This is a genomic window from Citrobacter sp. RHBSTW-00859 (assembly GCF_013729795.1).
GTDB classification, from domain to species: Bacteria; Pseudomonadota; Gammaproteobacteria; order Enterobacterales; family Enterobacteriaceae; genus Citrobacter; species Citrobacter braakii.
This window is the reverse complement of record NZ_CP056284.1, coordinates 1,610,028-1,635,783: the sequence shown is the minus strand read 5'-3', so window position 1 is coordinate 1,635,783 and position 25,756 is coordinate 1,610,028. Positions and strand designations below refer to the sequence as shown.

Below are 25,756 nucleotides of genomic sequence, written 5' to 3'. Positions count from 1 at the left end.
TCCGCCTCAGTGCCGATAACAGTGGAAAGGCTGGCTTTCACACTGAGGACAGGATGAACAATTTCCAGAAAGATATTGATGACAGGACAAACCTAACCCTGTCTAACCGTTTTGAACTGCTGCTGTTTCGCCTTGGCAAATCCGTCGAGGAGCAGAAATCAGAACTGTTTGGCATCAACGTATTCAAACTGCGTGAAATCGTACCGATGCCGACCTTTACGCGTCCCGCAGGTATGAAAGCCCCGTTGCTGGGTATGGTTAACATTCGCGATCAGGTGATCCCGGTGATTGATCTGCCTGCCGTCGCGGGCTGTAAGCCAGAGACCGGACTCAACATCCTGTTGATCACGGAATATGCCCGCAGCGTTCAGGCGTTTGCGGTGGAGTCGGTAGAAAACATTATGCGTCTGGACTGGCAACAGGTGCATACCGCCGAGAAAGCCGTCAATGGTCGCTACATTACCAGTATCGCCTGTCTGGACGACAACAAAGAGACTAACAATCTGGCGCTGGTGCTCGATGTCGAACAGATCCTGTACGATATTGTACCGTCGAACCACGACCTGCGCGCAACAGAGCTGAAAACCAATAAGTTCAACATTACGCCGGGTGCGGTGGCGATTGTGGCTGATGATTCCAAAGTGGCTCGCGCGATGCTGGAAAAAGGGCTTAACGCCATGGAGATCCCACACTTGATGCATGTGACGGGCCAGGATGCGTGGGAAAAGATACAACAGCTATCTGAAGAAGCAGAAGCGGAAGGTAAACCAATCAGCGAGAAGATTGCGCTGGTGCTCACCGATCTGGAAATGCCGGAGATGGACGGTTTTACGCTTACCCGTAAGATAAAAACCGACGAACGCCTGAAGAAGATCCCGGTCGTTATCCACTCCTCACTTTCCGGTAGCGCCAATGAAGATCACGTACGCCGAGTGAAAGCAGATGGTTACGTGGCCAAATTCGAAGTCAATGAGCTGTCTTCAGTAATTCAGGAAGTGATGGATCGCACAGCGAAAGGCATCAGCGGCCCGCTGGTGAGCCGTCAACTTTCGGCCTGACGCCCCAGCAACTTGAAGTATGACGAGTATATACAGGTAAAAAAAAAGAGTCTGGACATTGTCCAGACTCTTTTTCGATCACAGCATGATGAATTACATCAGCGGAGCCGCTAACTGCACGATGCTGATCAACGGTTGCGGGTAGATACCCAGCACCAGTACCAGCAGAGCAGAAATCAACACCACGATACCGCCCGCGCTGTACTGCCAGTTGGACGGCGCATCGCGATTCAGTTGCTGCGGTGCGCTCAGGTACAGGCTCACGGCAACGCGCAGGTAGTAGTACAAACCAATCGCGGAACCCACCACCACGGCGGCAACCAGCCACCACAGATTAGCCTGCACACCCACCGCCAGTACGTAGAACTTACCGATAAAGCCCAGCGTCATCGGAATACCCGCCAGAGACAGCATCATCACCGTCATCACCGCCGCGAGGATTGGACGATGCCAGAACAGACCACGGTAGGAGAACAGAGAGTCTGCATCCGGACCGCGGTACGGGCTGGACATCAGGCTGACCACACCGAACGCACCGAGGCTGCTGAACAGATAACCGGCCAGGTAAACGCCAACCGCTTCCATCGACATCTCGCCGCTCTGCAGGGCAATCAGCGCCACCAGCAGGTAACCGAGGTGAGAGATAGAAGAGTAACCAAGCAGACGTTTGATGTTGGTCTGGCTCAGCGCCATCAGGTTACCGAAGATAATAGAAGCAAAGGCAATCACACCCAGCACGATCCGTACCGCTTCGCTATCACCTACCGGTGCGTACAGGAACAGACGCATCACCACGCCGAAGATAGCGATTTTGCTCGCCGTCGCCAGGAAGGTGGAAACCGGAGCCGGAGCGCCCTGGTATACGTCTGGCGTCCACAGGTGGAATGGAACCAGTGAGAGTTTAAAGCCGAGGCCAACAATCATCAGACCGAAGCCCGCCAGCAGCAGCGGTTCTTGCAGCATACCGTCGCCGAGGCTCTTACCGAGCGCGACAAACGACAGGTTGCCAGACTGCGCGTACACCAGCGCCATACCAAACAGCAGGAAGGAAGACGCTGCGGCAGACAGAATGGTGTATTTGATACTGGCTTCCAGCGAACGTTTCTGACGGAACGCATAGCCAACCAGACCAAACAGCGGCAGAGAGATAAGCTCAATACCAAGGAACAGCGCCGCCAGATGGTTAGCGTTAGCCAGCAGAATACCGCCGAGCGCGGCAATCAGCACCAGCAGATAGAACTCTTCCCGGTTGTCGTCGTAGCCTTCCAGCCACGGGTAAGCGAAGGTACAGGTGGCAAGACTCGCCAGCAGCACCAGCCCGGTGTAGAGCATGGCGAAACCGTCAACCCGCATCAGCGGGGTGACGTCCATAGCGCCCGCCTGGCCAACAAACCAGAGCGAAACCAGTGCGGCGTTAAGCCCAATGACCGACAGCGTGGCATTGAGGAAGTGATTGCGTCGCCACGCAATGGAGAGCATCACAACCACCACCGTCAAGCCGACGATCAGCAGCGGTAGCAGCGCAATCAGGTGTTGTGGAGTTATTGTCATGGCGATTTACGGCCTTGTAGTAGTAACGGAATTAACAAACCACTGCTGGATGTTGCTCATCGCAGAATGCGAGGTATCCAGAATCGGCTGCGGATAGAAGCCAAGCAGTACCAGAAGCACGACCAGCAACAGGATGATAAACAGCTCACGCAGCGACATCCCTGGCAGTTCAACACTGGCAATCTGGCTCTTCGCCTTACCAAAGTAAGCGCGATGCAGCATCGCCAGCGAGTAAACAGAAGCAAACACCAGACCAAATGTCGAGATCACGGTAATAACCGGAACCACCTGGTAGCTGCCGAACAGAATCATAAATTCGCCAACGAAGTTACCTGTACCCGGCATACCCAGCGTACACACTGCAAAGAACATTGACAGTGCAGGCAACCATTTCATTTTGCCCCACAGGCCGCCCATCATACGCATATCACGCGTGTGCAGACGTTCGTACAGCTGACCACACAGGATGAACAGACCGGCTGCGGACAGGCCGTGCGCGATCATCTGAATCACCGCACCCTGGTATGCCAGCTGGCTGCCGGTGTAGATAGCAATCAGTACGAAGCCCATGTGGGATACGGAGGTGTAAGCAATCAGACGTTTGATGTCGTACTGATTAAAGGCCATCCACGCGCCGTAGAAGATGCCGATGACGCCAAGCCACATTGCGATAGGCGCAAACTCCGCTGACGCATTCGGGAACAGCGGCAGGGAGAAGCGCAGCAGACCGTAGGCTGCGGTTTTCAGCAAGATACCTGCCAGGTCAACGGAACCTGCGGTCGGTGCCTGGGAGTGAGCATCCGGCAACCAGCCGTGCAGCGGAACCACCGGCATTTTCACCGCGAAAGCGATGAAGAAGCCCAGCATCAGCAGGTATTCCACGCCGTGGGACATCGGAGTATTCAGCAATTCTTCATAGTTGAAAGTCCACACACCGGTCGCTTTGTAGTGCACAAACACCAGCGCCAGGATGGCAATCAACATCACCAGACCACTCGCCTGGGTATAAATGAAGAACTTGGTTGCTGCCGTGATACGCGTTTTACCGTCAGAGGCTTTATGCCCCCATAGCGCGATCAGGAAGTACATCGGCACCAGCATCATTTCCCAGAAGAAGAAGAACAGGAACATGTCGATGGCAAGGAACACGCCGATTACGCCGCCTAAGATCCACATCAGGTTCAGGTGGAAAAAGCCCTGGTATTTTTCGATTTCATTCCAGGAGCAAAGTACCGCCAGAACACCGAGCAGGCCGGTCAGCACCACCATCAGCAGCGACAGACCGTCGATAGCAAGATGAATCGAGATGCCAAAGCGTGGGATCCACGGCAGGACAAACTCAGACTGCCACTGCGGAATGCCAGTGGATTGCGTCAGTGAATAGCCGCCCTGCAACCAAAGTTGCAGGCCAAGCGCCAGCGTCAGTCCCATGGTAATCAGCGCGATCCAACGCGGCACCTTCACGCCAAAGCGTTCGGTCTGCCAGCACAGGAAGCCACCGATAAAGGGAATCAATATTAGCCAGGGTAGTAACATGGCGATTTTTATTCCTTTTTAAGGCCCCTAATAGAGGCCTGATTTTCAACGAATTTGGATAAAATTCACTTTACGATCAACGCAGTACCATCAACAGAGCCAGCACAACGACGGCACCGATGCTCATTGATGCTACATACCAACGCAGATAGCCGTTCTCGCTTAACAACAGGCCTTTACCTGCAAAGCGGGAAAGGATCGCCGGAATGTTCATCATTGCGTTCAGCGGATCGCGTTTCAGCAGCCATGCAACGCCCAAGAACGGCTTGACGAACACTTTGTCGTACAGCCAGTCGAAGCCCCAGGCGTTATACCACCAGGTACCCAGCAGACGGCCTGGCGCACTGTTGGCAATCGACGTCACCAGAGTACGTTTACCCAGCCACAGCCATGCAGCGATCAGAATGCCTGCAATCGCGACGATACCGGAGGTAATTTCCAGGGTCATCACGCGACCATGCTCAAGCTCGGTCGTCGCAGGCAGTACCCCCTGCAGCGGTGGCACAATCAGTGCGCCAACGAAGGTGGACAGGATCATCAGCACAATCAGCGGCAGATGATGCGTAATCCCCTTCCCTGCGTGAGCGTGAATTTGCTCTTTACCGTGGAACACGATGAAAATCATACGGAAGGTGTACAGAGAGGTCATGAACGCACCGACCAGACCTGCAACCATCAGATTGATATGACCATTCGCCATCGCACCGGCCAGAATCTCATCCTTACTGAAGAAGCCTGCGGTAATCAGCGGCAGAGCCGACAGCGCCGCGCCACCGATCAGGAAGCAGAGATACACCAGCGGAATAGACTTACGCAGACCGCCCATCTTGAAGATGTTCTGTTCGTGGTGACAGGCCAGGATAACCGAGCCGGATGCCAGGAACAGCAGCGCTTTAAAGAAGGCGTGCGTCATCAGGTGGAAAATCGCCGCGTCCCACGCCTGAACCCCGAGAGCCAGGAACATATAACCAATCTGGCTCATGGTGGAGTACGCGAGAACGCGTTTAATGTCGGTCTGTACCAGCGCGGCAAAACCAGCCAGTACCAGAGTGATAGCCCCGATAATCCCCACCAGATGCAGGATTTCCGGCGTCATCAGGAACAGGCCGTGAGTACGTGCAATCAGGTAGACACCGGCGGTAACCATCGTCGCGGCGTGGATCAGCGCGGAGACAGGCGTCGGACCTGCCATCGCGTCAGCAAGCCATGTCTGCAACGGCAGCTGCGCGGATTTACCCACCGCACCGCCCAGCAGCATCAGGGTTGCCCACATCAGCATGTTGTTACCATCTGCAAAGTGAGCAGGTGCCAGTTCCACCATTTCGCGGAAGTTCAGCGTGCCCAGCTCGTTGTAGAGGATAAACAATGCGAAGGCGAGGAACACGTCACCCACACGGGTCACCACGAAGGCTTTCATTGCCGCAGCGCCATTCTTCGGATCGGTGTAATAGAAACCGATCAGCAGATAGGAGCACAGGCCCACGCCTTCCCAGCCGAGGTACATCAGCAGCAGGTTATCCGCCAGTACCAGAACCACCATGCTGGCGATAAACAGGTTGGTGTAGGCGAAGAAACGGGAGTATCCCTCTTCACCGCGCATATACCAGGAGGCGAACATGTGGATCAGGAAACCCACACCGGTCACCACACTGAGCATGGTCAGCGACAGGCCGTCCAGCACCAGGTTAAAACCGATATTGAAGTCACCGACAGACATCCACGTCCACAGCGGCTGGCTGTAGGCCTGTTGACCATTAGCAAAGAAGTCAACGCCAACAAACGCGGTCACCAGCGCCGCCAGGCCAATCGACCCGACGCCCACGGTCGCGGACAGATTTTCTGACCAACGACCGCGAGAGAACGCCAGTAATACAAAGCCAATAAATGGCAGAATAATGGTTAAGGCAAGCATGTTCATCCACGCATCTCACTTACTGAATCGATGTTCAGGTTCTGGCGACGGCGATGAAGTTGCAGCAACAGCGCAAGTCCAATGCTCGCTTCCGCAGCCGCAAGGCTGATGGCGAGAATATACATCACCTGACCATCGGTCTGGCCCCAGTAGCTTCCGGCGACCACGAAGGCCAGCGCGGAGGCGTTAATCATGATTTCCAGCCCGATCAGCATAAACAGCAGATTGCGGCGGATAACCAGACCGGTTAAGCCCAGTACGAATAAGACAGCCGCGAGGATCAGTCCATGTTGTAAGGGGATCATGCGTGCTCCTCCGTTTTTCTTTTCGCGCGGTCATCGGTGCGATTGCTCAGCACTTCACCAGAACGCTCTTCGCGCCCTACGTGGAAGGCCACAACCAGACCTGCCAGCAGCAGCATCGAAGCCAGCTCGACCGCCAGTACATACGGTCCGAACAGGGAAATACCGACAGCTTTCGCGCTAATTGGCGTCCCGTCGATGCCCTGATCGTTAACACCCAGAATGGCATAAACAATAACCGCCAGCATGATGGCCGACAGAATCGCCGGTCCAATCCACACCTGCGGTTTCAGCCACTGGCGTTCCTGTTCAATTTCAGAACCACCGAGGTTGAGCATCATGACCACGAACACGAACAACACCATGATGGCGCCCGCGTAGACGATTATTTCCAGCGCCCCCGCGAAGTAAGCACCTAACGAGAAGAACACCCCGGAAATCGCCAGCAGCGAAATAATCAGGTACAGCAGTGCGTGTACCGGATTGGTGTGGGTGATCACCCGCAAGGTTGCGAGAATGGCTATCAGGCCACAGATATAAAAAGCGAACTCCATTGCCCCTCTCCTTACGGTAACAGGCTCTTGACGTCGATAGGCTTGGCTTCGTTCTCTGCTTCGCCCTTATCTTTGCCGTCGATTGCCATACCTGCCATCCGGTAGAAGTTATATTCCGGGTATTTACCCGGACCGGAGATCAGCAGATCCTCTTTCTCGTAAACCAGGTCCTGGCGCTTGTACTCACCCAGCTCGAAATCTGGAGTCAGCTGAATAGCCGTTGTCGGACAGGCTTCTTCGCACAGGCCGCAGAAAATGCAGCGTGAGAAGTTAATGCGGAAAAACTCCGGATACCAGCGGCCGTCTTTGGTCTCTGCTTTTTGCAAAGAGATACAGCCTACCGGACACGCTACCGCACACAGGTTACAGGCAACGCAGCGCTCTTCGCCGTCCGGGTCACGGGTCAGAACGATACGACCACGAAAACGGGGCGGTAGATAGACCGGCTCTTCCGGGTACATCTGCGTTTCGCGTTTCGCGAACGCATGCAGGCCGATCATCCAGATACTGCGTACCTGGGTGCCGAAACCTACTAACAATTCTTTTAAGGTCATGGTCTTTGTGTCCCTTATTGCGCCTGCCAGAGAATGACAGCCGCCGTTACCAGCAAGTTGACGAGCGTCAGCGGCAGACAGACTTTCCAGCCGAAGGACATTACCTGGTCATAACGAGGACGCGGTAACGACGCACGAATCAAAATGAACATCATCATGAAGAACGCGGTTTTCAGCGCGAACCAGACGAATGGCGGTAAGAACGGACCATGCCAGCCACCGAAGAACAGGGTAACCATCAGTGCAGAAATGGTGACGATGCCGATGTACTCACCCACGAAGAACAGACCGAATTTCATACCGGAGTATTCAATGTGGTAACCGTCGGCCAGTTCCTGCTCGGCTTCTGGCTGGTCAAACGGGTGACGGTGACACACCGCCACGCCCGCGATGGCAAAGGTGACAAAACCAAAGAACTGCGGAATAACGTTCCAGATATCAGCCTGGTTGTTGACGATGTCGGTCATGTTAAATGAACCGGCCTGCGCCACCACGCCCATCATGGAAAGTCCGAGGAATACTTCGTAGCTCAGCGTCTGCGCAGACGCACGCATCGCACCGAGCAGCGAGTATTTGTTGTTACTGGACCAGCCTGCGAACAGCACCGCGTATACCGCGAGGCCTGCCATCATCAGGAAGAACAGGATCCCGATGTTCAGATCTGCAACCACCCAGTTCGGGCTCACCGGCACGATGGCGAAAGCCAGCAGCAGCGAGGTGAAGGCGATCATCGGTGCCAGGGTAAAGATGACGCGATCCGAGAATTTCGGGATCCAGTCTTCTTTAAAGAACATCTTGATCATGTCCGCAACCAGCTGGAGCGAACCGCCCCAGCCAACACGGTTCGGTCCGTAACGGTTCTGGAACAGACCGAGCAGACGACGTTCGCCAAAGCTCATGAATGCCCCGCAGGTGACCACCACCAGCAGAATCACGACCGCTTTGAGAACGCTCAGCAGGATCTCAATCAGATCGGGTGTAATCCAACTCATTGTTGTGCCTCCTGCAGATCCTCAAGACGTGCACCAGCCAGAACCGGCGCGATGCCAGGCATACCCATTGGCAAACCAACCTGCCCTGCCGTTAATCCTTCAGCGATTTCAACCGGCAGCGTAACCGTGTTGCCATCGTAGCTGAAAGAAACGCGCGTACCGGCATTCACACCCAACTTCGCGGCATCAGCCGGGTTGAGTTTGATGTACGGTTGCGGCATACGGGTCTGGAAGACAGGCGCACGCTGGGACATTTCGTCACTACCAAACAGATGATAGTAAGGCGCGACACGCCACTGACCATCCTGAGCCTGGAAGCTCGCCGGAACGGTTGTGAAGTAATCCAGACCATCTGCAGAAGCTTCGATCAGACGCACGCCCGGATCGCCATGACGCAGTTTACCGCCCACTTCATCCTGGAACTTGTTCCACGCCTGTGGGGAGTTCCAGCCCGGAGCCCAGGCAAACGGAATTTGCGAACGCGGCGCAGACGGCTGGTTGTTCCCTTCCATGGAGAAAGCGAACATGGTGTCTTTGTCCTGCGGCTGGCGTGGTTCGTGAACGCTGATGTTGGCGCGCATTGCGGTACGACCACTGTAGCGGTGCGGTTCACGTGCCAGTTTCTGTCCACGGATACGGAAGCTTGCATCCGGCGCGGCATCTTTAATACCCGCCAACTGCGGTAACTTCTCAACGACCGCGTCGATAACATGGTCGAGCTGCGTCCAGTCCACTTCACGACTCTGCACGGTACTGTGCAGCGAGTGCAGCCAGCGCCAGCTTTCCAGCATTACGGTGTTGCTGTCGTAGTAGGATGGGTCATAGACCTGGAAGAAACGCTGGGCGCGCCCTTCGTTGTTAATTACCGTACCATCGCTTTCAGCGAAGCTAGCGGCGGAAAGCACCAGATGGGCGTTTTCCATAATAGCCGTGCGCTGATGGTCAACGACCAGTACCAGCGGCGCTTTCGCCAGCGCGGCGTTCACACGCGTTGCTGAAGCATGGCGATGCAGGTCATTTTCCAACACCACAACGGCGTCAGCACGACCTGTTTCCAGTTCGGTCAGCGCGTCGTCGAGGGAACCACCGCCAATCATACCCAGCCCCATACTGTTGACAGAGCGAGCAATCATGGTGATTCCGACGTCTGCACCACGGCCTTTCAGCGCCTTCGCCACGTTGGCAGCAGCCTGAATCACGTCGGCGCTACCGGCGTTGGTACCGGAAATAATCAGTGGTTTCTTCGCCCCGGCCAGAGCCTGAACGATGACGTCAATTTTGTTCTGCAGGTCACGGTCGATACCGTCAACCGCCGGTGCGTTGTTATCCAGTGCATGGGCGATAGCGAAACCTAAACGCGCCTGATCTTCAACCGGCGCACGGTAGGTCCATGCCGCGATATCATCCAAACGGGTGTTATCGACGTTGGTAACGAACAGCGGGTGCTTGGCGCGCTGGCCAATATTGAGGATTGCCGCAATCTGCCAGTCGGCCACTTTCTGCGCCGCCGCCATTTCACGCGCTTTACCTTTCACCGCCTGACGCACTGCCAGCGCAACGCGCGCGCCGGTTTGGGTGACATCTTCGCCCAGGACCAGAACCGCATCGTATGACTCGATTTCGCGCAGTGCCGGGGTATGAATACCGCCGTCACGCAGCACGCTCAGAGCCAGTTGCAGACGTTCCTGCTCGCCCTGGGCAATACCGGTATAGAAGTTATCCGCACCGACCAGTTCACGCAGCGCGAAGTTACTTTCAACGCTGGCCCGCGGGGAGCCGATACCAATCACTTTCTTCGACTGACGCAGAATATCTGCCGCGCCCTGCATCGCCTGTTCGGCGTTCAGCGTGATCAGGTCATCGCCACGACGCTGTACCGGCTGACGCGGACGGTCTTTCAGGTTCACGTAACCATAGCCAAAACGACCACGGTCGCAGAGGAAGTAGTGGTTAACGGTACCGTTGTAGCGGTTTTCGATACGACGCAGTTCACCGTAGCGCTCGCCCGGGCTGATGTTACAACCGATAGAACACTGCTGGCAGATGCTCGGCGCAAACTGCATGTCCCATTTACGGTTATAACGCTCGGAGTGCGTTTTATCGGTGAAGACGCCGGTCGGGCAAATTTCCACCAGGTTACCGGAGAATTCGCTTTCGAGCGTACCGTCTTCCGGACGACCAAAGTAGACGTTGTCATGTGCGCCATAGACGCCCAGATCCGCACCATCGGCGTAATCTTTGTAGTAACGTACGCAGCGATAGCAGGCGATGCAGCGGTTCATTTCGTGAGAGATGAACGGCCCCAGGTTCTGGTTGCGGTGAGTACGCTTCGTGAAGCGGTAGCGACGGAAGCTATGACCGGTCATGACGGTCATATCCTGAAGGTGGCAGTTACCGCCTTCTTCACAGACCGGACAGTCGTGCGGGTGGTTAGTCATCAACCACTCCACTACGCTTTCGCGAAACTGCTTCGCTTCTTCGTCATCAATTGAAATAAAGGTGCCTTCGGTGGCCGGTGTCATACAAGACATCACCAGGCGACCACGCGTGTCTTCCGCGTTTTGATATTGCTTCACCGCACACTGGCGGCAAGCACCGACGCTTCCCAGCGCCGGGTGCCAGCAAAAGTACGGAATATCAAGGCCGAGAGACAGACAAGCTTCCAGCAGGTTGTCCGCTCCGTTGACCTCATATTCTTTGCCGTCTACATGAATCGTAGCCATAGTCAGCATGCTTCCAGTTGGCTCGGTCTAAAACCGAGCGTTAATCGAATTTCTGATCGCGATTCAGGGTTACCCTGCTATTACCAGCGCTCTTTCAGCAGGTTCGGCTGAATACCACCAATCTGATGGGTATTGCTGAAGGACTGCTTGATGCCAGCTTCGAATTCTTCGCGGAAATATTTAATGGCGCTCTGCAGCGGCTCCACCGCACCCGGTGCGTGTGCACAGAAGGTTTTACCCGGGCCGAGGAAACGACACAGTTGCTCAAGCGTCTCGATATCCCCAGGCTGGCCTTCGCCACGCTCCAGCGCGCGCAGAATTTTCACACTCCACGGCAGACCGTCACGGCACGGCGTACACCAGCCGCAGGACTCGCGGGCAAAGAACTCTTCGAGGTTACGCACCAGAGGAACCATGCCAATCTCGTGATCGACGGCCATTGCCAGCGCGGTGCCCAAACGGCTACCGGCTTTACCAATGCTTTCGAATTCCATCGGCAGATCGAGGTGCGCTTCAGTCAGGAAGTCAGTACCCGCGCCGCCCGGCTGCCAGGCTTTGAACTTCAGGCCATCGCGCATGCCGCCCGCGTAATCTTCGAGGATCTCGCGCGCGGTAGTACCGAAAGGCAGTTCCCACAGGCCAGGGTTCTTCACGCGACCGGAGAAGCCCATCAGCTTGGTGCCCGCGTCTTTGCTCTGCGAAATGTTCTGGTACCACTCCACGCCGTTCGCGAGGATAGCTGGTACGTTACACAGGGTTTCGACGTTGTTAACGCAGGTCGGCTTACCCCAAGCGCCAGAGCTTGCCGGGAACGGCGGCTTGGAACGTGGGTTAGCACGACGACCTTCAAGGGAGTTAATCAGCGCCGTCTCTTCACCGCAGATATAGCGCCCTGCCCCGGTGTGGACAAACAGTTCGAAGTCGAAACCGGTGCCCATGATGTTTTTGCCAAGCAAGCCGGCTTCGGTTGCTTCGGCAATCGCGCGACGCAGATGCACAGCCGCTTCGATATATTCACCACGCAGGAAGATGTAACCACGGTACGCTTTCAGCGCAAACGCGGAGATCAGCATGCCTTCTACCAGCAGGTGCGGCAGTTGTTCCATCAGCAGACGGTCTTTATAGGTACCCGGCTCCATTTCATCGGCGTTACACAGCAGGTAACGGATGTTCATGGATTCGTCTTTCGGCATCAGGCTCCACTTCAGACCGGTGGAAAAGCCCGCACCGCCGCGCCCTTTCAGGCCAGCGTCTTTTACCTGATTAACGATTTCATCCGGTGACAGCCCGGTCAGGGCCTTACGTGCACCTTCGTAGCCGTTCTTGCTACGGTATTCGTCCAGCCAGACCGGCTGTTTGTCATCACGCAGACGCCAGGTCAGCGGATGCGTTTCGGGAGTACGGATAATGTCTTTCATTTATACCGCTCCAGCAGTTCGGGAATGCCTTCCGGGGTCAGGTGAGCATGAGTATCCTCATCGATCATCATGTTCGGCCCTTTATCGCAGTTCCCCAGGCAACAGGTCGGGAGCAGCGTAAAACGACCGTCAAAGGTCGTCTGCCCCGGCTTGATGTTGAGTTTTTTCTCAAGCGCAGCCTGGATCCCCTGATAGCCGTTGATATGGCACACCACGCTGTCGCAGTAGCGGATCACGTGGCGACCTACCGGCTGGCGGAAGATCTGGCTATAGAACGTGGCAACACCTTCTACGTCGCTTGCCGGGATCCCCAGCACATCAGCGATCGCATAGATCGCCCCATCCGGCACCCAGCCACGCTGTTTCTGAACGATTTTCAGCGCTTCAATGGACGCCGCACGCGGGTCTTCGTAGTGGTGCTTCTCGTGCTCAATCGCTTCACGCTCAGCCGCACTCAGCTCAAAAGCCTCGGTTTGTGGTTGTTGATTCTCGTGCATAATTAGCGGTCCACATCTGACATAACAAAATCGATACTACCCAGGTGGACGATAAGGTCGGACACCAGGCTGCCACGTACCGCTACCGGGATCTGCTGCAGGTGCGCATAGCTCGGGGTACGGATACGGGTACGGTAACTCATGGTGCTGCCATCGCTGGTCAGGTAGTAACTGTTAATACCCTTGGTCGCTTCCACCATCTGGAAGGACTCGTTTGCCGGCATAACCGGTCCCCACGAAACTTGCAGGAAGTGGGTGATCAGGGTTTCGATATGTTGCAACGTGCGCTCTTTCGGCGGCGGCGTAGTCAGCGGGTGATCCGCTTTGAACGGGCCTTCCGGCATGTTGTTGAGGCACTGCTCAAGGATGCGCAGACTCTGGCGCAGCTCTTCAACTTTCAGCATCACGCGGGTATAGCAGTCGGACACGCCGCCGCCAACCGGGACTTCAAAGTCAAAGTTTTCGTAGCCAGAGTATGGACGCGCTTTACGCACGTCAAAATCAATACCGGTCGCACGCAGCGCAGCACCGGTACAACCCCAGTCCAGCGCTTCTTTCTTACCGTAAGCGGCAACGCCTTGCGAACGGCCTTTCAGGATGGTGTTACGCAGTGCGGCTTTCTCGTAGGAATCCAGACGTTTTGGCATCCAGTCGAGGAAGTCACGCAGCAGTTTGTCCCAACCGCGCGGCAGATCGTGTGCCACACCGCCGATACGGAACCAGGCCGGGTGCATACGGAAACCGGTGATCGCTTCCACTACGTCATAGATTTTCTGACGGTCGGTAAAGGCGAAGAAGACCGGCGTCATCGCGCCGACGTCCTGGATGAACGTGGAGATGTACAGCAGGTGGCTGTTGATACGGAACAGTTCAGACAACATAACGCGAATCACGTTGACGCGATCCGGCGTGGTGATGCCAGCCAGTTTCTCAACGGCCAGTACGTAAGGCATTTCGTTAACGCAGCCGCCGAGGTACTCGATACGGTCGGTGTACGGAATGTAGCTATGCCAGGACTGACGTTCACCCATCTTTTCAGCGCCACGGTGGTGGTAGCCGATGTCAGGCACGCAGTCGACGATTTCTTCGCCATCAAGCTGCAGCACAATACGGAACGCGCCGTGAGAAGACGGGTGGTTAGGACCGAGGTTGAGGAACATGAAGTCCTCGTTTTCGGAACTACGCTTCATGCCCCATTCTTCTGGTTTGAAGGTCAGTGATTCCATTTCCAGATCCTGTTTGGCTTTGGTCAGCTCAAACGGATCGAATTCGGTCGCACGCGCCGGGTAGTCTTTACGCAGCGGATGACCTTCCCAGGTATGCGGCATCAGCAGACGCGTCAGGTGCGGGTGACCTTCGATGTCGATGCCAAACATTTCCCAGGTTTCACGCTCATACCAGTTGGCGTTCGGGAACAGTTTGGTGAACGTCGGTACGCGCAGGTCGTTTTCAGACAATGCCACCTTGAGCATGATATCGCGATTGCGTTCAATGGAGATCAGGTGATAGAAAACGGAAAAATCCGCGGCAGGTAAGCCTTCGCGGTGCGTACGCAGACGTTCGTCCATGCCGTGTAAGTCAAACAGCATGACGTAAGGTTTCGGCAGTCTCTTTAAGAAATCGCCAACTTCCAGTAATTGTTCACGCTTGACCCAAACAACAGGTACCCCGGTGCGAGTCGCCTGAACGGTAAAGGCATCCGGCCCAAAACGGTTGCACAGTTCGCCAATGACCGGGTCATCAAGGTGATCCCGTGTTTGCCATACAGCGTCTTGCGCGGTTAAGTCGGTCATATTGTTCACCATTGCAAATGGTCCGTGGTGGTCGGCAGTGCTTCGCGCTATTTATGTAGTGATAAGCGAAGGAAGTGCTGCTGCCGACAGGCGCAAATTAAATCTCGTCTGGTGTACGAAGATTCGTTACAGCAATACGTTCGCCGCGTTTACGCTCGCGTTCTGACTGCATATTGGCGCGATAAACGCCCTGATCGCCAACCACCCAGGAGAGCGGACGGCGTTCTTTGCCAATGGAATCTTGCAGCAGCATCAGAGCCTGCATATACGCTTCCGGACGCGGCGGGCATCCCGGGATGTACACATCGACCGGAATAAATTTATCAACGCCCTGCACCACAGAATAGATGTCGTACATACCGCCGGAGTTGGCGCATGCGCCCATGGAAATAACCCATTTCGGTTCCAGCATCTGATCGTAGAGGCGTTGAATAACCGGCGCCATTTTGGTAAAGCAGGTTCCGGCTACGACCATCAGGTCAGCCTGACGCGGCGATGCACGTAGTACTTCCGCACCAAAACGGGCCACATCATGCACGGCGGTAAACGAGGTCACCATCTCAACGTAGCAGCAGGAAAGGCCAAAGTTATATGGCCAAATTGAGTTTTTACGGCCCCAGTTAACCATGTCATGCAGCTTGCCCATGAACACGTTTTTGTTAACTTCTTGCTCCAGGGGGTCGGTTACGATCTCCTGTTTTTGCAGGGGGTAACGGTCGTTCTCACCGTTAGGATCTATGCGGGTGAGCGTATAATCCATCTTAATGCCTCGCGGTTAGCGTTGACGATTAGCGATACTGTTCGTTTCCGGGTTCATACGCTCGCGGCGTGAACGCACGGGCGTCCAGTCCAGCGCGCCAATACGCACCAGATAAACCAGACCTGCCAGTAACACAAAAATAAAAATTGCAGCTTCCACAAAGCCAATCCAGCCGCTTTCACGGATAGAAGTTGACCATGCGAACAGATACAGCGCTTCAACGTCGAAGATAACGAAGAACATGGCTACCAGATAAAACTTGGCAGACAGGCGCAAGCGGGCGGTGCCGACCGAGTCGATACCTGATTCAAACGGCACGTTTTTAGATCTCGCGCGCGCGCGACCACCTAAAAACCAGCCGCCGACGAGCATCAGGCAGCACAGGCCAATGGCAACAATAAGAAAGATAGCGAATGCCCAGTGATGAGCGATGATTTCAGTGGATGTTGACATACTCATTGCTTACTCATCAAAAGTAGCGCCAAATTCTCTGCTCTTTTCGGCAGATGAACGCCACATCGATTCATGGGGAGGAATAAAAAAAACCTTACAATCACTGTGAAAAACCATTTTATACAGCTAATTGATGGGGTTTTTTACTCCTTTCTATAACCTTTTGTCAACTTTAACAAAAGTTTCCTCACATTATTTTACACCGCTCCAACTTCATTAACATAAAGTGCTATTTAGACCAATTTCGATCTCATCATCGGTCATTTTTAATGTTGTTGAATCGTGTCCGTAGTGAAGTAAAAAAGATAATACTCACCTATTTTGACAGGAATTCACCCAGATGCCTCCCCCTAAATGGGAGTATTTTCTTGATCTGTGACACGCTTTTGTTAATTCACCATAAAAAACAGCAACAATTTCTCTAGTTTTTTAACATGGAAACAATTAGTAACGCTGCTGCTTATTTTTCAGCCAGGTGTCAGGCCGTTTTTTTACCTTCTGATTTTGTTAAGTTTTAGTATAGCAAATGACATAAAGCGGCAATATTTACATAAAAAAAGAGCCGCTGGATGTTTTTTCATCACCAGTGGCTCTTTTTTACACTAACATTTTAAAACGATTTTTTGTGACGGATTACTCAAAGTCGCCTTCAACAATCAGCGAGTCATCTCCCCCTTCCGGGGTAAACTGATTGTATTGCCAAGGATTTTGATACGTTTGCATCGACTTAAAGATAACTTCTGCCAACTCATTTTGCGTGGACGGATCGCAGCACAACAAATACTCAGTATCAGGCAATGGCGGTAATCCGTCGGCGGCGCCCAGTACGCGTAAATCCGGACTCATCATTTCAACAGGCCGCGCAGTGACGCCGAGCCCTGCTTTTACCGCCGCGCGAACCGCAGGTAAGGTTGAAGCAACATAAGCCAGGCGCCACGGGATCTGAGCAGCATTTAATGTCGCCAGCACGATATCGCGAAACGGGCTCGGATCGTCCAGCAGAACCAACGGTACCGGCTCACCTTTTTGCAGAATATATTCGGCAGCACAGTACCAATGCGTTGGCGAGGTACGCAGATTCAGACATTCAAAATCGCCAGGACGGTTGGTAGTCACAACCAAGTCCACTTCTTGCGACTTCAGCATATCCACCATGTAGGCGTTACGCTTGACCCTCACATCCAGCGCAAGCTTCGGATAAACCGAACTTATTCGGTTGAGCAGGAAAGGCAGTATGGTATCGGCTGATTCATCAGAAGCACCGATAGTTAACACTCACTGAAGATTATTAAACATTAATGATGAGCATGCCTCATCATTAAAGCGCAGTATTTTTCTGGCGTAACCCAACAGTTGTATACCATGTTCGGTCAGTAGTTTGTTGCGTCCATGGCGCGCGAACAACTCTTTCCCCACGAGTTGCTCAAGACGCTGCATTTGCTGACTCACCGCAGACTGAGTTCGACATACCGCAGCTGCCGCAGCCGCAAAGGTATTCAGGTCGGCAACAGCAACGAAGGTTCTCAGCAGATCGAGGTCGAGGTTAATTATCGGACGATTTGCATTTATCATAGTTTTTCACTTACTCGCGGGTCATACCGGGTTAATGCTGTGCATTTGGAATCAAACAACTCCATTTGTAATGTGCCTCCCTCGCAGTTTCGCTTAGTGTAACCAAGTGAAAATAAGGATGTATTTGGTTTAACAAACGAAACAATTCTCTTTCCTGGCTATTTTAATTCCCGTGATATTCATCGGAATATAGCAACGAGAAAGAGCCGAATTTTTAGCTGCTGGATGATTCTGACTTAGGGAAAACATGTAAATTTTGTAAATTTAAAAAAAAGTTAACGAACAATAATTTACACATTAAAAACTAACTTTTCAGTGTGTTAGGAACAACCAACAAACATTTGAATTATCTTAAAATTCAGACTACTTACCATTTCATGAGACTTATCTTAACCTAAAACCACTATATTTATAAGTGTTATCGTGAATAATTCCAGGCTACCAGGTGTTATGTCAGAGCATCGGTTTTCCTATTATTGGCCCATCCAATTTAATGTCGTTTAAATATTAAATAATAATTAATTAAGAATTCTTCAATTCATTAATTATGCTTAACAATGAATTCACACCGTATCACGTACGGATCAGGCCGATAACAGGTCCCGCAGTTAAAACCTCAGTATTTTCGAATTACCTCATCCAGCTTAGACACCCGTGACATTTCGCTTTACAGGCTTAACTTTTTTTGACCAAACAAATCACCACAATCAAACCAATAAAACAAAACATACTACCAACAAAACATATTCAGATAGATTATTATCTCATAATATTTACATTATTTAGTTGTTAACAGTTAATTATCACTTCATAGCTTTTCAAAATCTTCTACTAAAGACCCTTCAAAACTCACCGCCGTGGGAGTACATTGTGCTGGGCTGACTTCCATGGCAGGGAGTGGCATTCACAGCTAAAAAGGTCAACGTTCATGTCCCCCATTGAAAAATCCAGCAAATTAGAAAACGTCTGTTATGACATTCGCGGCCCGGTTCTGAAGGAAGCAAAGCGCCTGGAAGAAGAAGGCAATAAGGTTCTGAAACTGAACATCGGCAACCCGGCGCCATTCGGGTTTGAAGCGCCAGATGAAATACTGGTGGATGTGATCCGCAATTTGCCAACAGCGCAAGGATATTGCGACTCCAAAGGCCTTTATTCCGCCCGTAAAGCGATTATGCAGCATTACCAGGCCCGTGGTATGCGCGATGTAACCGTGGAAGATATTTATATCGGCAACGGCGTTTCTGAATTAATTGTGCAGGCTATGCAGGCATTGCTGAACAGTGGGGACGAAATGCTGGTTCCTGCTCCTGATTATCCGCTGTGGACGGCGGCGGTATCGCTCTCCGGCGGTAATGCCGTGCACTACCTGTGTGACGAATCATCAGACTGGTTCCCGGACCTGGATGATATCCGCGCCAAAATTACGCCGCGTACGCGTGGGATCGTCATCATCAACCCAAACAACCCAACCGGCGCTGTTTACTCTAAAGAGCTGCTGATGGAGATTGTTGAGATTGCTCGCCAGAACAACCTCATCATCTTTGCGGATGAGATTTACGACAAAATTCTCTACGACGACGCTGAGCACCACTCCATCGCTGCAATGGCGCCGGATCTGCTGACCATCACCTTCAATGGCCTGTCAAAAACCTATCGCGTTGCCGGTTTCCGTCAGGGCTGGATGGTGCTGAACGGGCCGAAGAAACATGCTAAAGGGTATATTGAAGGTCTTGAGATGCTGGCCTCTATGCGCCTGTGTGCCAACGTTCCGGCGCAACATGCCATTCAGACCGCGCTGGGCGGATACCAGAGCATAAGCGAATTTATCATGCCTGGTGGGCGTCTGTATGAACAACGCAACCGCGCCTGGGAACTGCTCAATGACATTCCTGGTGTCTCCTGCGTAAAACCGCGCGGCGCGCTGTATATGTTCCCGAAAATTGATGCTAAACGCTTCAACATTCATGACGACCAGAAGATGGTGCTCGACTTCCTGCTGCAGGAAAAAGTACTGCTGGTTCAGGGAACAGCGTTCAACTGGCCGTGGCCGGATCATTTCCGCATCGTCACGCTGCCGCGTATTGACGATATTGAAATGTCGCTGAGTAAATTTGAGCGTTTCCTGTCAGGGTATCACCAGCTGTAATTAAACAAAGGCTGTCGGATGGATGACGAGTATTTGCATCTGACAGCCTTCTCTGCGCAAAATGACTCTTAGGTTGCCATCATATAAGGGTCGTTATGAAGCAGAGCCATTTTTTTGCCCACCTCTCCCGTCTGAAGCTCATTAATCGCTGGCCGCTGATGCGCAACGTGCGCACCGAAAACGTGTCTGAACACAGTCTGCAGGTTGCCATGGTTGCCCATGCGCTGGCCGCGATCAAAAACCGCAAATTTGGTGGTCAGGTTAATGCTGAGCGTATTGCTCTGTTGGCGATGTATCACGATGCGTCAGAAGTGCTGACCGGTGATCTCCCTACCCCGGTGAAATATTTCAACTCACAGATTGCGCAGGAATATAAAGCGATAGAGAAAATTGCCCAGCAAAAGCTGGTCGATATGGTACCTGATGAACTGCGCGATATTTTTGCGCCGCTCATTGATGAACATGCCTTAAGTGAAGAAGAGAGATCGATTGTTAAACAGGCCGATGCCCTGTGCGCGTATCTGAAGTGTCTGGAGGAACTCTCTGCCGGTAACAACGAATTTCTGCTTGCCAAGACGCGTCTGGAAAAAACGCTCGAGTCGCGACGCAGCGAAGAGATGGACTACTTTATGGACGTGTTTGTCCCGAGTTTTCACCTCTCATTAGATGAAATCAGCCAGGATTCTCCGCTATAAACGCATGACCCGGTGGCGGCGAAGATATCCCCGTCGCCATCCGCCAACAACATCAAAACGGAAACAGCATCGGGATCATCACCACGCACACCGCCATCACAATGATGGTAAACGGTACGCCAATCTTCACGAAATCGCTAAAGCTGTAGTTGCCAGGTCCGAGCACCAGAGTGTTTACCGGCGAAGAGACCGGTGTCATAAAGGCTGCGGATGCTGCCATCGCAATCCCCATCGCAAAAGGATACGGTGAAACGCCCATCGACTTTGCAGCCGCCAGCGCGATTGGCGCCATCAGCACCGCCGTCGCGGTGTTGGAGATAAATAACCCGATAGTCGCACACAGCACGAACAGGCAGCCCAACATCACATACGGGCCATACCCGCCACCGACATCCATCAGCCCTTTCACCACCAAGTCGACACCGCCGGTTTTTTGTAAAGCCAGCGCGAAGGGCATCATCCCGACAATCAAAATAATGCTTGGCCAGTGAATCGCTTTATAGGCACTTTCGGCATCAATACAGCGAAATTTCCCCATCAGTAGACAAGCGATGATCGCAGCCACCGTATTGGGAATTTCATCAGTGAGCATCAGAGCAACCATCAGCACCAGACAGAAAATCGCATGCGGTGCCTGGCTGTGCGCCGGAGAAGCTTCACTGACTTCCTCTGGCATATTCAGCACGACAAAATCACGCCCTTTTTGTCCCAACAGTGTGATGAGCTTCCAGTTGCCCACCACTAATATGATATCGCCCATCAGCAATGGCTCATCCACCACCGCTCCAGCCAGAGCCGCGCCATCGCGCTTCAGCCCAACGACATTCAGCCCGTAGCGGGTACGAAAAGCGATTTCCCGTACCGTTTTGCCGATCAATTCCGATTCAGGGATCAGAGAGATCTCGGCCATCCCCACATCAAGCGCCTGCTCGGAGAAGTATTCGCCGCGCAGTACCATTGGTTCCAGAAACTGTTCACTGCAAAATTCACGCAGGTCGACATCGGCCGCAGACATATCAATCAGCAATACATCACGGGCGCGAAACTCAGAAACCCCGTTAACGTCGACTATTACGCGACGAAAGCGACGCCAGCGTTCCACGCCAATCACGTTTGCCCCGTAGCGCTCACGCAGCTTCAGATCATCCAGACGCTGGCCAATCATAGGAGAACCGGGACGAATCGCCAGCCGACGCGCGCGCCCGGTCAGGCGATATTCTTTAATCAGATCGCGAAAGGTCCGGCGTTTCCAGCCGTCTCCCGGCTGTCTGGAATCTTCTCCCTTGAGCATAAAGCGCATCAGCAGCATATAAATTATGCCGAGAACCAGAACCACCAGCCCCAGCGGGGTAACGCTAAAAAAGCTGAACCCGTTAAGTCCTTCACGTAACAGTTCACTGTTGACGACCAGGTTCGGCGGCGTCGCCACCAGCGTCATCATGCCGCTTATCAGGCCGGCAAAGCTCAGCGGCATCATCAAGCGTGAAGGGGAAATTTCCATGCGCATGGAAACGCTTAAGACCACCGGGATAAAGATGGCGACCACGCCGGTCGAACTCATAAACGCCCCGAGTCCGGCAACGGTAATCATCAGCAACACCAGCATTTTGACTTCACTGCTGCCAGCCACCTTCACCAGCCAGGCACCCATTACTGTCGCCACCCCGGTACGCACCAGGCCGTCGCCGATAATGAATAATGCCGCTATCAAAATAACGTTAGGATCGCTGAATCCGGAAAAGGCTTCTGTGATGCTCAATGTTCCGCTCAGAACAAAGGCAATGATGACCAGCAAAGCGACCGCGTCCATACGCACTCTGCCAGTAACAAACAAGACGACGGCAATCGCCAGCAATGAGAGAACCCATATCAATTCACCGTTCACAACATATCCTTGTTAAATGAGAGGGATGGATCGATTCTGCCATAAAAAAGCCCCAACAATCTGGGGCTAAATCATGTTCAGGTATTTCTTACCACGACCACATTGCCGTTGGGCTGTTTGGTCACAGAAATATGTTCCAGACTGGTCAGCGAAAAATCGACCTCATCCAGACGCGGCGTGTCCACAGGCGCGTTGACCGCTATCACATGACACCCTGCCGCCAGTCCTGAAAGCACCCCAGCGGGCGCATCTTCCACCACCGCGCATTCCTGTGGCGCAAGACCCAGAAGCTGGGCGCCTAACAGATAGGCGTCTGGCTCGGGTTTGCCTCTTTTTACCCGCTCGGCGGTGACAAACACTTCAGGAGCAGGCAGACCCGCGACACGATGACGCGCTCGTGCGACCGGCATGGATCCGGAGGTCACAATCGCCCATGGAATACCCGCTTTATTGAGGTGGTTGAGTAAATCAACAGCTCCCGGCAGCGCAGTGATCCCAGCGGTTTCCGTCGCTTCGATCTGCTCCAGGCGGGTGAATTCCGCGGCGATCTCAGCCTCAGATTTGCCCAACATAAAGTGTCGCAGGGAGGTAATGGCCTGCTTGCCATGAATAAAGCCGAGCACCTCGGCGTGATCGAGACCAAAACGATCGGCCCAGTTGCACCACGCGCGTTCTACTGCGGGTAAGGAATCGACCAGCGTTCCATCCAGATCAAACAGAAAACCTTTGCACTGCACGCTCGCCCCCTCAGGCATTAATGATTTGGTTAATTTCATTCGCACTCAGGTGATACTGGCGCGGGCAAGAGTGCCAGACATTCAGCATACGCTGATATTTTTCCCACATCGGGGTCTGGGCGTTGAAGCCATGCGTACCCGCATCAAAGTGGGTATAACGACCTTCTACATTAACCATAAAACGTACGTACCCGAGGTAACGGGCTTCCGTTGCGGCGTCAAAGCCAAGGAAGGTCACGCGACGCTCATCAATAGCCTGCGCGTCCTTAAGATTAGTCCAGGACACATGTAATGCGTGATACATCTCCATAATATCGATAATCGTACGACAGGTTTCTTCCGTCAGCTCACCAAACTCACGATCCAGCTCGCGCATCTGCAAGCCGTAACCGCGTTCAATAATCGTCTGCAAACGACGATAACGCTCGGCGTTAGTGGGATCGAGCATAGTCATCATTTTGTACTGATTAGACAAAATCAGACGTTGAGCGTTGGTCATTTCCATTTGGGACTCCTGTATCACTACTACTGCGATGAAAAAAAAGAAGGCATCTTGTGCCTTCTTTTATATGCGTAATCAGGGGTCAATTACAAATCATCGAGGAAAGTTTTATCCAGTTGTTTGAAGGCGCGCTTAAGCGTGTCAGCCAGCGCCTGATAATCAGGCTTTCCTTCTACCGGAGTGAGCGCCTGCCCGGCTTCTTGCAATTTACCCCGAACTTCGTAGAACCAGTTGAGTATTGAAGGCGGCAGCGGCGTTACAGAACGTTTACCCAGCCACCACATGCCCTGCATCGGCAGGCTGAGCGCAAACAGCGCAGTCGCCACGGCCGGTCCCAACTGCCCCCCTAACGCAATTTGCCAGCATAAGGTGAAGACGGCGATAGGCGGCATAAAACGGATCGCGTAACGCGTCATGCGGATCACGCGGTTCTCTACAAACACTGGCGCGAGGCGCTTTTCCATTGGCCACGTCTTCGCATAGTGCTGCCCCCGGCGAAACAAGCTAAAAAAATTGACGGAACGATTATCCGGTGTCGACATGGCGGTTACCTCAACTTCACATATAAAAATTAAAAAATTTGTGCAAAACAACAACTACAAAGGACATCGTTCAAAACATTTTGTCTTTAATACCCACATTCAGGTATCCTGTGCCGGCCTGTAAGGCCTTTAGTCCAAAATCATTGAGTCGTCAAATTGACACATAGTATGCCATTGGCTGAAAAATACGCAAAATGACATAGACTCAAAGGTATTTATTCCATCGTGCCCAAAAAGACTATGGCGCATGATGTTAATCATAAACGTCGGTGTCATCATGCGCTACGCTCTATGACTTCCTGACGTTTTTTTAGCCACGTATCATAAATAGGTACTTCCATGTCGAGTAAGTTAGTACTGGTTCTGAACTGCGGTAGCTCCTCACTGAAATTTGCCATCATCGATGCAGTAAACGGTGAAGAATACCTCTCTGGTTTAGCCGAATGTTTCCATCTCCCAGAAGCACGTATCAAGTGGAAAATGGACGGCGGTAAACAAGAAGCGGCTTTAGGTGCAGGCGCCGCTCACAGTGAAGCGCTGAATTTTATCGTTAATACTATTCTGGCACAAAAACCAGAACTGTCTGCTCAGCTGACTGCGATTGGTCACCGTGTTGTTCACGGCGGCGAGAAATACACCGGCTCTGTGGTTATCGACGATTCTGTTATTCAGGGTATCAAAGACGCAGCCTCTTTTGCACCGCTGCATAACCCTGCACACCTGATCGGTATCGCAGAAGCGCTGAAATCCTTCCCGAATCTGAAAGACAAAAACGTGGCTGTGTTCGACACCGCGTTCCATCAGACCATGCCGGAAGAGTCTTACCTCTATGCTCTGCCATACAGCCTGTACAAAGAACACGGTGTTCGTCGTTACGGCGCACACGGTACCAGCCACTTCTTCGTGACTCAGGAAGCGGCAAAAATTCTGAACAAACCGGTTGATGAGCTCAACATCATCACTTGCCACCTGGGCAACGGCGGTTCTGTATCTGCTATCCGTAACGGTAAATGTGTTGATACCTCCATGGGTCTGACCCCGCTGGAAGGTCTGGTGATGGGTACGCGTTCCGGTGACATCGACCCGGCGATCATCTTCCACCTGCACGACACCCTGGGCATGAGCGTTGACCAGATCAACAAAATGCTGACCAAAGAGTCCGGCCTGCTGGGTCTGACCGAAGTCACCAGCGACTGCCGTTATGTTGAAGATAACTACGCGACTAAAGAAGACGCTAAACGTGCAATGGACGTTTACTGTCACCGTCTGGCGAAATACATCGGTTCTTACACTGCGCTGATGGATGGTCGTCTGGATGCAGTTGTCTTCACCGGTGGTATTGGTGAAAACGCAGCGATGGTTCGTGAACTGTCTCTGGGCAAACTGGGCGTTCTGGGCTTTGAAGTTGACCACGAACGTAACCTGGCCGCACGTTTCGGCAAATCTGGTTTCATCAACAAAGAAGGTACCCGTCCTGCGGTGGTTATCCCAACCAACGAAGAACTGGTTATCGCGCAAGACGCGAGCCGTCTGACTGCCTGATTTCACACCGCCAGCCTAGCTGGCGGTGCTGT

The 25,756-nt window shown here is 53.0% G+C and carries 21 protein-coding genes and 1 pseudogene; 4 read left to right on the top strand and 18 right to left on the bottom strand.

Annotation, left to right across the window (positions count from 1 at the left end):
• Positions 1 to 53: 53 nt before the first annotated feature.
• On the top strand, positions 54 to 1,058 hold the full coding sequence (locus HV302_RS08135; protein ID WP_016157041.1) for a chemotaxis protein: 1,005 nt from the start codon (positions 54 to 56) through the stop codon (positions 1,056 to 1,058).
• A gap of 93 nt (positions 1,059 to 1,151) precedes the next feature.
• On the opposite strand, the gene nuoN is transcribed toward HV302_RS08135, so the two are convergent.
• From nuoN to lrhA, 14 genes and pseudogenes are all read right to left on the bottom strand, one after another.
• Positions 1,152 to 2,609 (bottom strand): NADH-quinone oxidoreductase subunit NuoN, encoded by a 1,458-nt coding sequence (gene nuoN / locus HV302_RS08130; protein WP_016153830.1) that lies wholly within the window; start codon positions 2,607 to 2,609, stop codon positions 1,152 to 1,154.
• Positions 2,610 to 2,615: 6 nt separating this feature from the next.
• Positions 2,616 to 4,145, bottom strand: a complete 1,530-nt coding sequence (nuoM, locus tag HV302_RS08125; protein WP_016153831.1) for an NADH-quinone oxidoreductase subunit M — start codon at positions 4,143 to 4,145, stop codon at positions 2,616 to 2,618.
• A gap of 76 nt (positions 4,146 to 4,221) precedes the next feature.
• Positions 4,222 to 6,063, bottom strand: coding sequence for an NADH-quinone oxidoreductase subunit L (nuoL, locus tag HV302_RS08120; protein WP_016153832.1), 1,842 nt, complete (start codon positions 6,061 to 6,063; stop codon positions 4,222 to 4,224).
• Positions 6,060 to 6,362 (bottom strand): NADH-quinone oxidoreductase subunit NuoK, encoded by a 303-nt coding sequence (gene nuoK, locus HV302_RS08115; RefSeq protein WP_006683663.1) that lies wholly within the window; start codon positions 6,360 to 6,362, stop codon positions 6,060 to 6,062. Before nuoK ends, nuoL begins: the two co-directional genes overlap by 4 nt.
• Entirely contained in the window at positions 6,359 to 6,913 is a 555-nt protein-coding gene (gene nuoJ / locus HV302_RS08110; RefSeq protein WP_016153833.1) for an NADH-quinone oxidoreductase subunit J, read from the bottom strand. The genes nuoK and nuoJ overlap by 4 nt, the downstream gene beginning before the upstream one ends.
• A gap of 11 nt (positions 6,914 to 6,924) precedes the next feature.
• Positions 6,925 to 7,467 carry an NADH-quinone oxidoreductase subunit NuoI gene (gene nuoI, locus HV302_RS08105; RefSeq protein WP_005129470.1) on the bottom strand — a complete coding sequence of 181 codons (543 nt, stop codon included), beginning with the start codon at positions 7,465 to 7,467 and terminating at the stop codon, positions 6,925 to 6,927.
• A 14-nt stretch (positions 7,468 to 7,481) separates the two neighbouring features.
• The gene (gene nuoH / locus HV302_RS08100) at positions 7,482 to 8,459 is read right to left on the bottom strand and encodes an NADH-quinone oxidoreductase subunit NuoH (protein WP_181627177.1); all 978 of its coding nucleotides are present in this window, start codon (positions 8,457 to 8,459) and stop codon (positions 7,482 to 7,484) included.
• Positions 8,456 to 11,182 (bottom strand): NADH-quinone oxidoreductase subunit NuoG, encoded by a 2,727-nt coding sequence (gene nuoG / locus HV302_RS08095; RefSeq protein WP_181627176.1) that lies wholly within the window; start codon positions 11,180 to 11,182, stop codon positions 8,456 to 8,458. The genes nuoH and nuoG overlap by 4 nt, the downstream gene beginning before the upstream one ends.
• 80 nt (positions 11,183 to 11,262) lie before the next feature.
• The gene (gene nuoF / locus HV302_RS08090) at positions 11,263 to 12,600 is read right to left on the bottom strand and encodes an NADH-quinone oxidoreductase subunit NuoF (RefSeq protein WP_016153836.1); all 1,338 of its coding nucleotides are present in this window, start codon (positions 12,598 to 12,600) and stop codon (positions 11,263 to 11,265) included.
• Positions 12,597 to 13,097, bottom strand: a complete 501-nt coding sequence (gene nuoE / locus HV302_RS08085) for an NADH-quinone oxidoreductase subunit NuoE (protein ID WP_003028069.1) — start codon at positions 13,095 to 13,097, stop codon at positions 12,597 to 12,599. The genes nuoF and nuoE overlap by 4 nt, the downstream gene beginning before the upstream one ends.
• A 2-nt stretch (positions 13,098 to 13,099) precedes the next feature.
• A complete protein-coding gene (gene nuoC, locus HV302_RS08080; RefSeq protein WP_181627175.1) occupies positions 13,100 to 14,902 on the bottom strand; it encodes an NADH-quinone oxidoreductase subunit C/D in 1,803 nt (600 codons plus the stop codon).
• An 85-nt stretch (positions 14,903 to 14,987) separates the two neighbouring features.
• On the bottom strand, positions 14,988 to 15,650 hold the full coding sequence (nuoB, locus tag HV302_RS08075) for an NADH-quinone oxidoreductase subunit NuoB (RefSeq protein WP_003028075.1): 663 nt from the start codon (positions 15,648 to 15,650) through the stop codon (positions 14,988 to 14,990).
• A 15-nt stretch (positions 15,651 to 15,665) separates the two neighbouring features.
• Positions 15,666 to 16,109, bottom strand: coding sequence for an NADH-quinone oxidoreductase subunit NuoA (gene nuoA, locus HV302_RS08070; RefSeq protein ID WP_181627174.1), 444 nt, complete (start codon positions 16,107 to 16,109; stop codon positions 15,666 to 15,668).
• Positions 16,110 to 16,736: 627 nt separating this feature from the next.
• Positions 16,737 to 17,675, bottom strand: a pseudogene (lrhA, locus tag HV302_RS08065) (transcriptional regulator LrhA).
• A gap of 928 nt (positions 17,676 to 18,603) precedes the next feature.
• Between lrhA and alaA the strand changes: the two are divergent.
• Together alaA and yfbR are read left to right on the top strand one after the other, a co-directional pair.
• Positions 18,604 to 19,821 carry an alanine transaminase AlaA gene (gene alaA / locus HV302_RS08060; RefSeq protein WP_005129483.1) on the top strand — a complete coding sequence of 406 codons (1,218 nt, stop codon included), beginning with the start codon at positions 18,604 to 18,606 and terminating at the stop codon, positions 19,819 to 19,821.
• Positions 19,822 to 19,916: 95 nt separating this feature from the next.
• Positions 19,917 to 20,516 carry a 5'-deoxynucleotidase gene (gene yfbR / locus HV302_RS08055; protein ID WP_003028083.1) on the top strand — a complete coding sequence of 200 codons (600 nt, stop codon included), beginning with the start codon at positions 19,917 to 19,919 and terminating at the stop codon, positions 20,514 to 20,516.
• Positions 20,517 to 20,568: 52 nt separating this feature from the next.
• Here the strand turns inward: yfbR and HV302_RS08050 are convergent, their stop codons facing one another.
• The 4 genes from HV302_RS08050 to yfbV all read right to left on the bottom strand — a co-directional run bounded on the left by HV302_RS08050 (position 20,569) and on the right by yfbV (position 24,182).
• Entirely contained in the window at positions 20,569 to 22,401 is a 1,833-nt protein-coding gene (locus tag HV302_RS08050) for an SLC13 family permease (protein ID WP_019077293.1), read from the bottom strand.
• A gap of 77 nt (positions 22,402 to 22,478) precedes the next feature.
• Positions 22,479 to 23,156, bottom strand: coding sequence for a sugar phosphatase (locus HV302_RS08045; RefSeq protein WP_181627449.1), 678 nt, complete (start codon positions 23,154 to 23,156; stop codon positions 22,479 to 22,481).
• Positions 23,149 to 23,643 carry a YfbU family protein gene (locus HV302_RS08040; protein WP_016153841.1) on the bottom strand — a complete coding sequence of 165 codons (495 nt, stop codon included), beginning with the start codon at positions 23,641 to 23,643 and terminating at the stop codon, positions 23,149 to 23,151. The genes HV302_RS08045 and HV302_RS08040 overlap by 8 nt, the downstream gene beginning before the upstream one ends.
• An 83-nt stretch (positions 23,644 to 23,726) precedes the next feature.
• Positions 23,727 to 24,182 carry a terminus macrodomain insulation protein YfbV gene (gene yfbV, locus HV302_RS08035; protein ID WP_016153842.1) on the bottom strand — a complete coding sequence of 152 codons (456 nt, stop codon included), beginning with the start codon at positions 24,180 to 24,182 and terminating at the stop codon, positions 23,727 to 23,729.
• Positions 24,183 to 24,521: 339 nt separating this feature from the next.
• On the opposite strand from yfbV, the gene ackA reads away from it, so the two are divergent.
• Positions 24,522 to 25,724 carry an acetate kinase gene (ackA, locus tag HV302_RS08030; protein WP_016153843.1) on the top strand — a complete coding sequence of 401 codons (1,203 nt, stop codon included), beginning with the start codon at positions 24,522 to 24,524 and terminating at the stop codon, positions 25,722 to 25,724.
• Positions 25,725 to 25,756 lie beyond the last annotated feature (32 nt).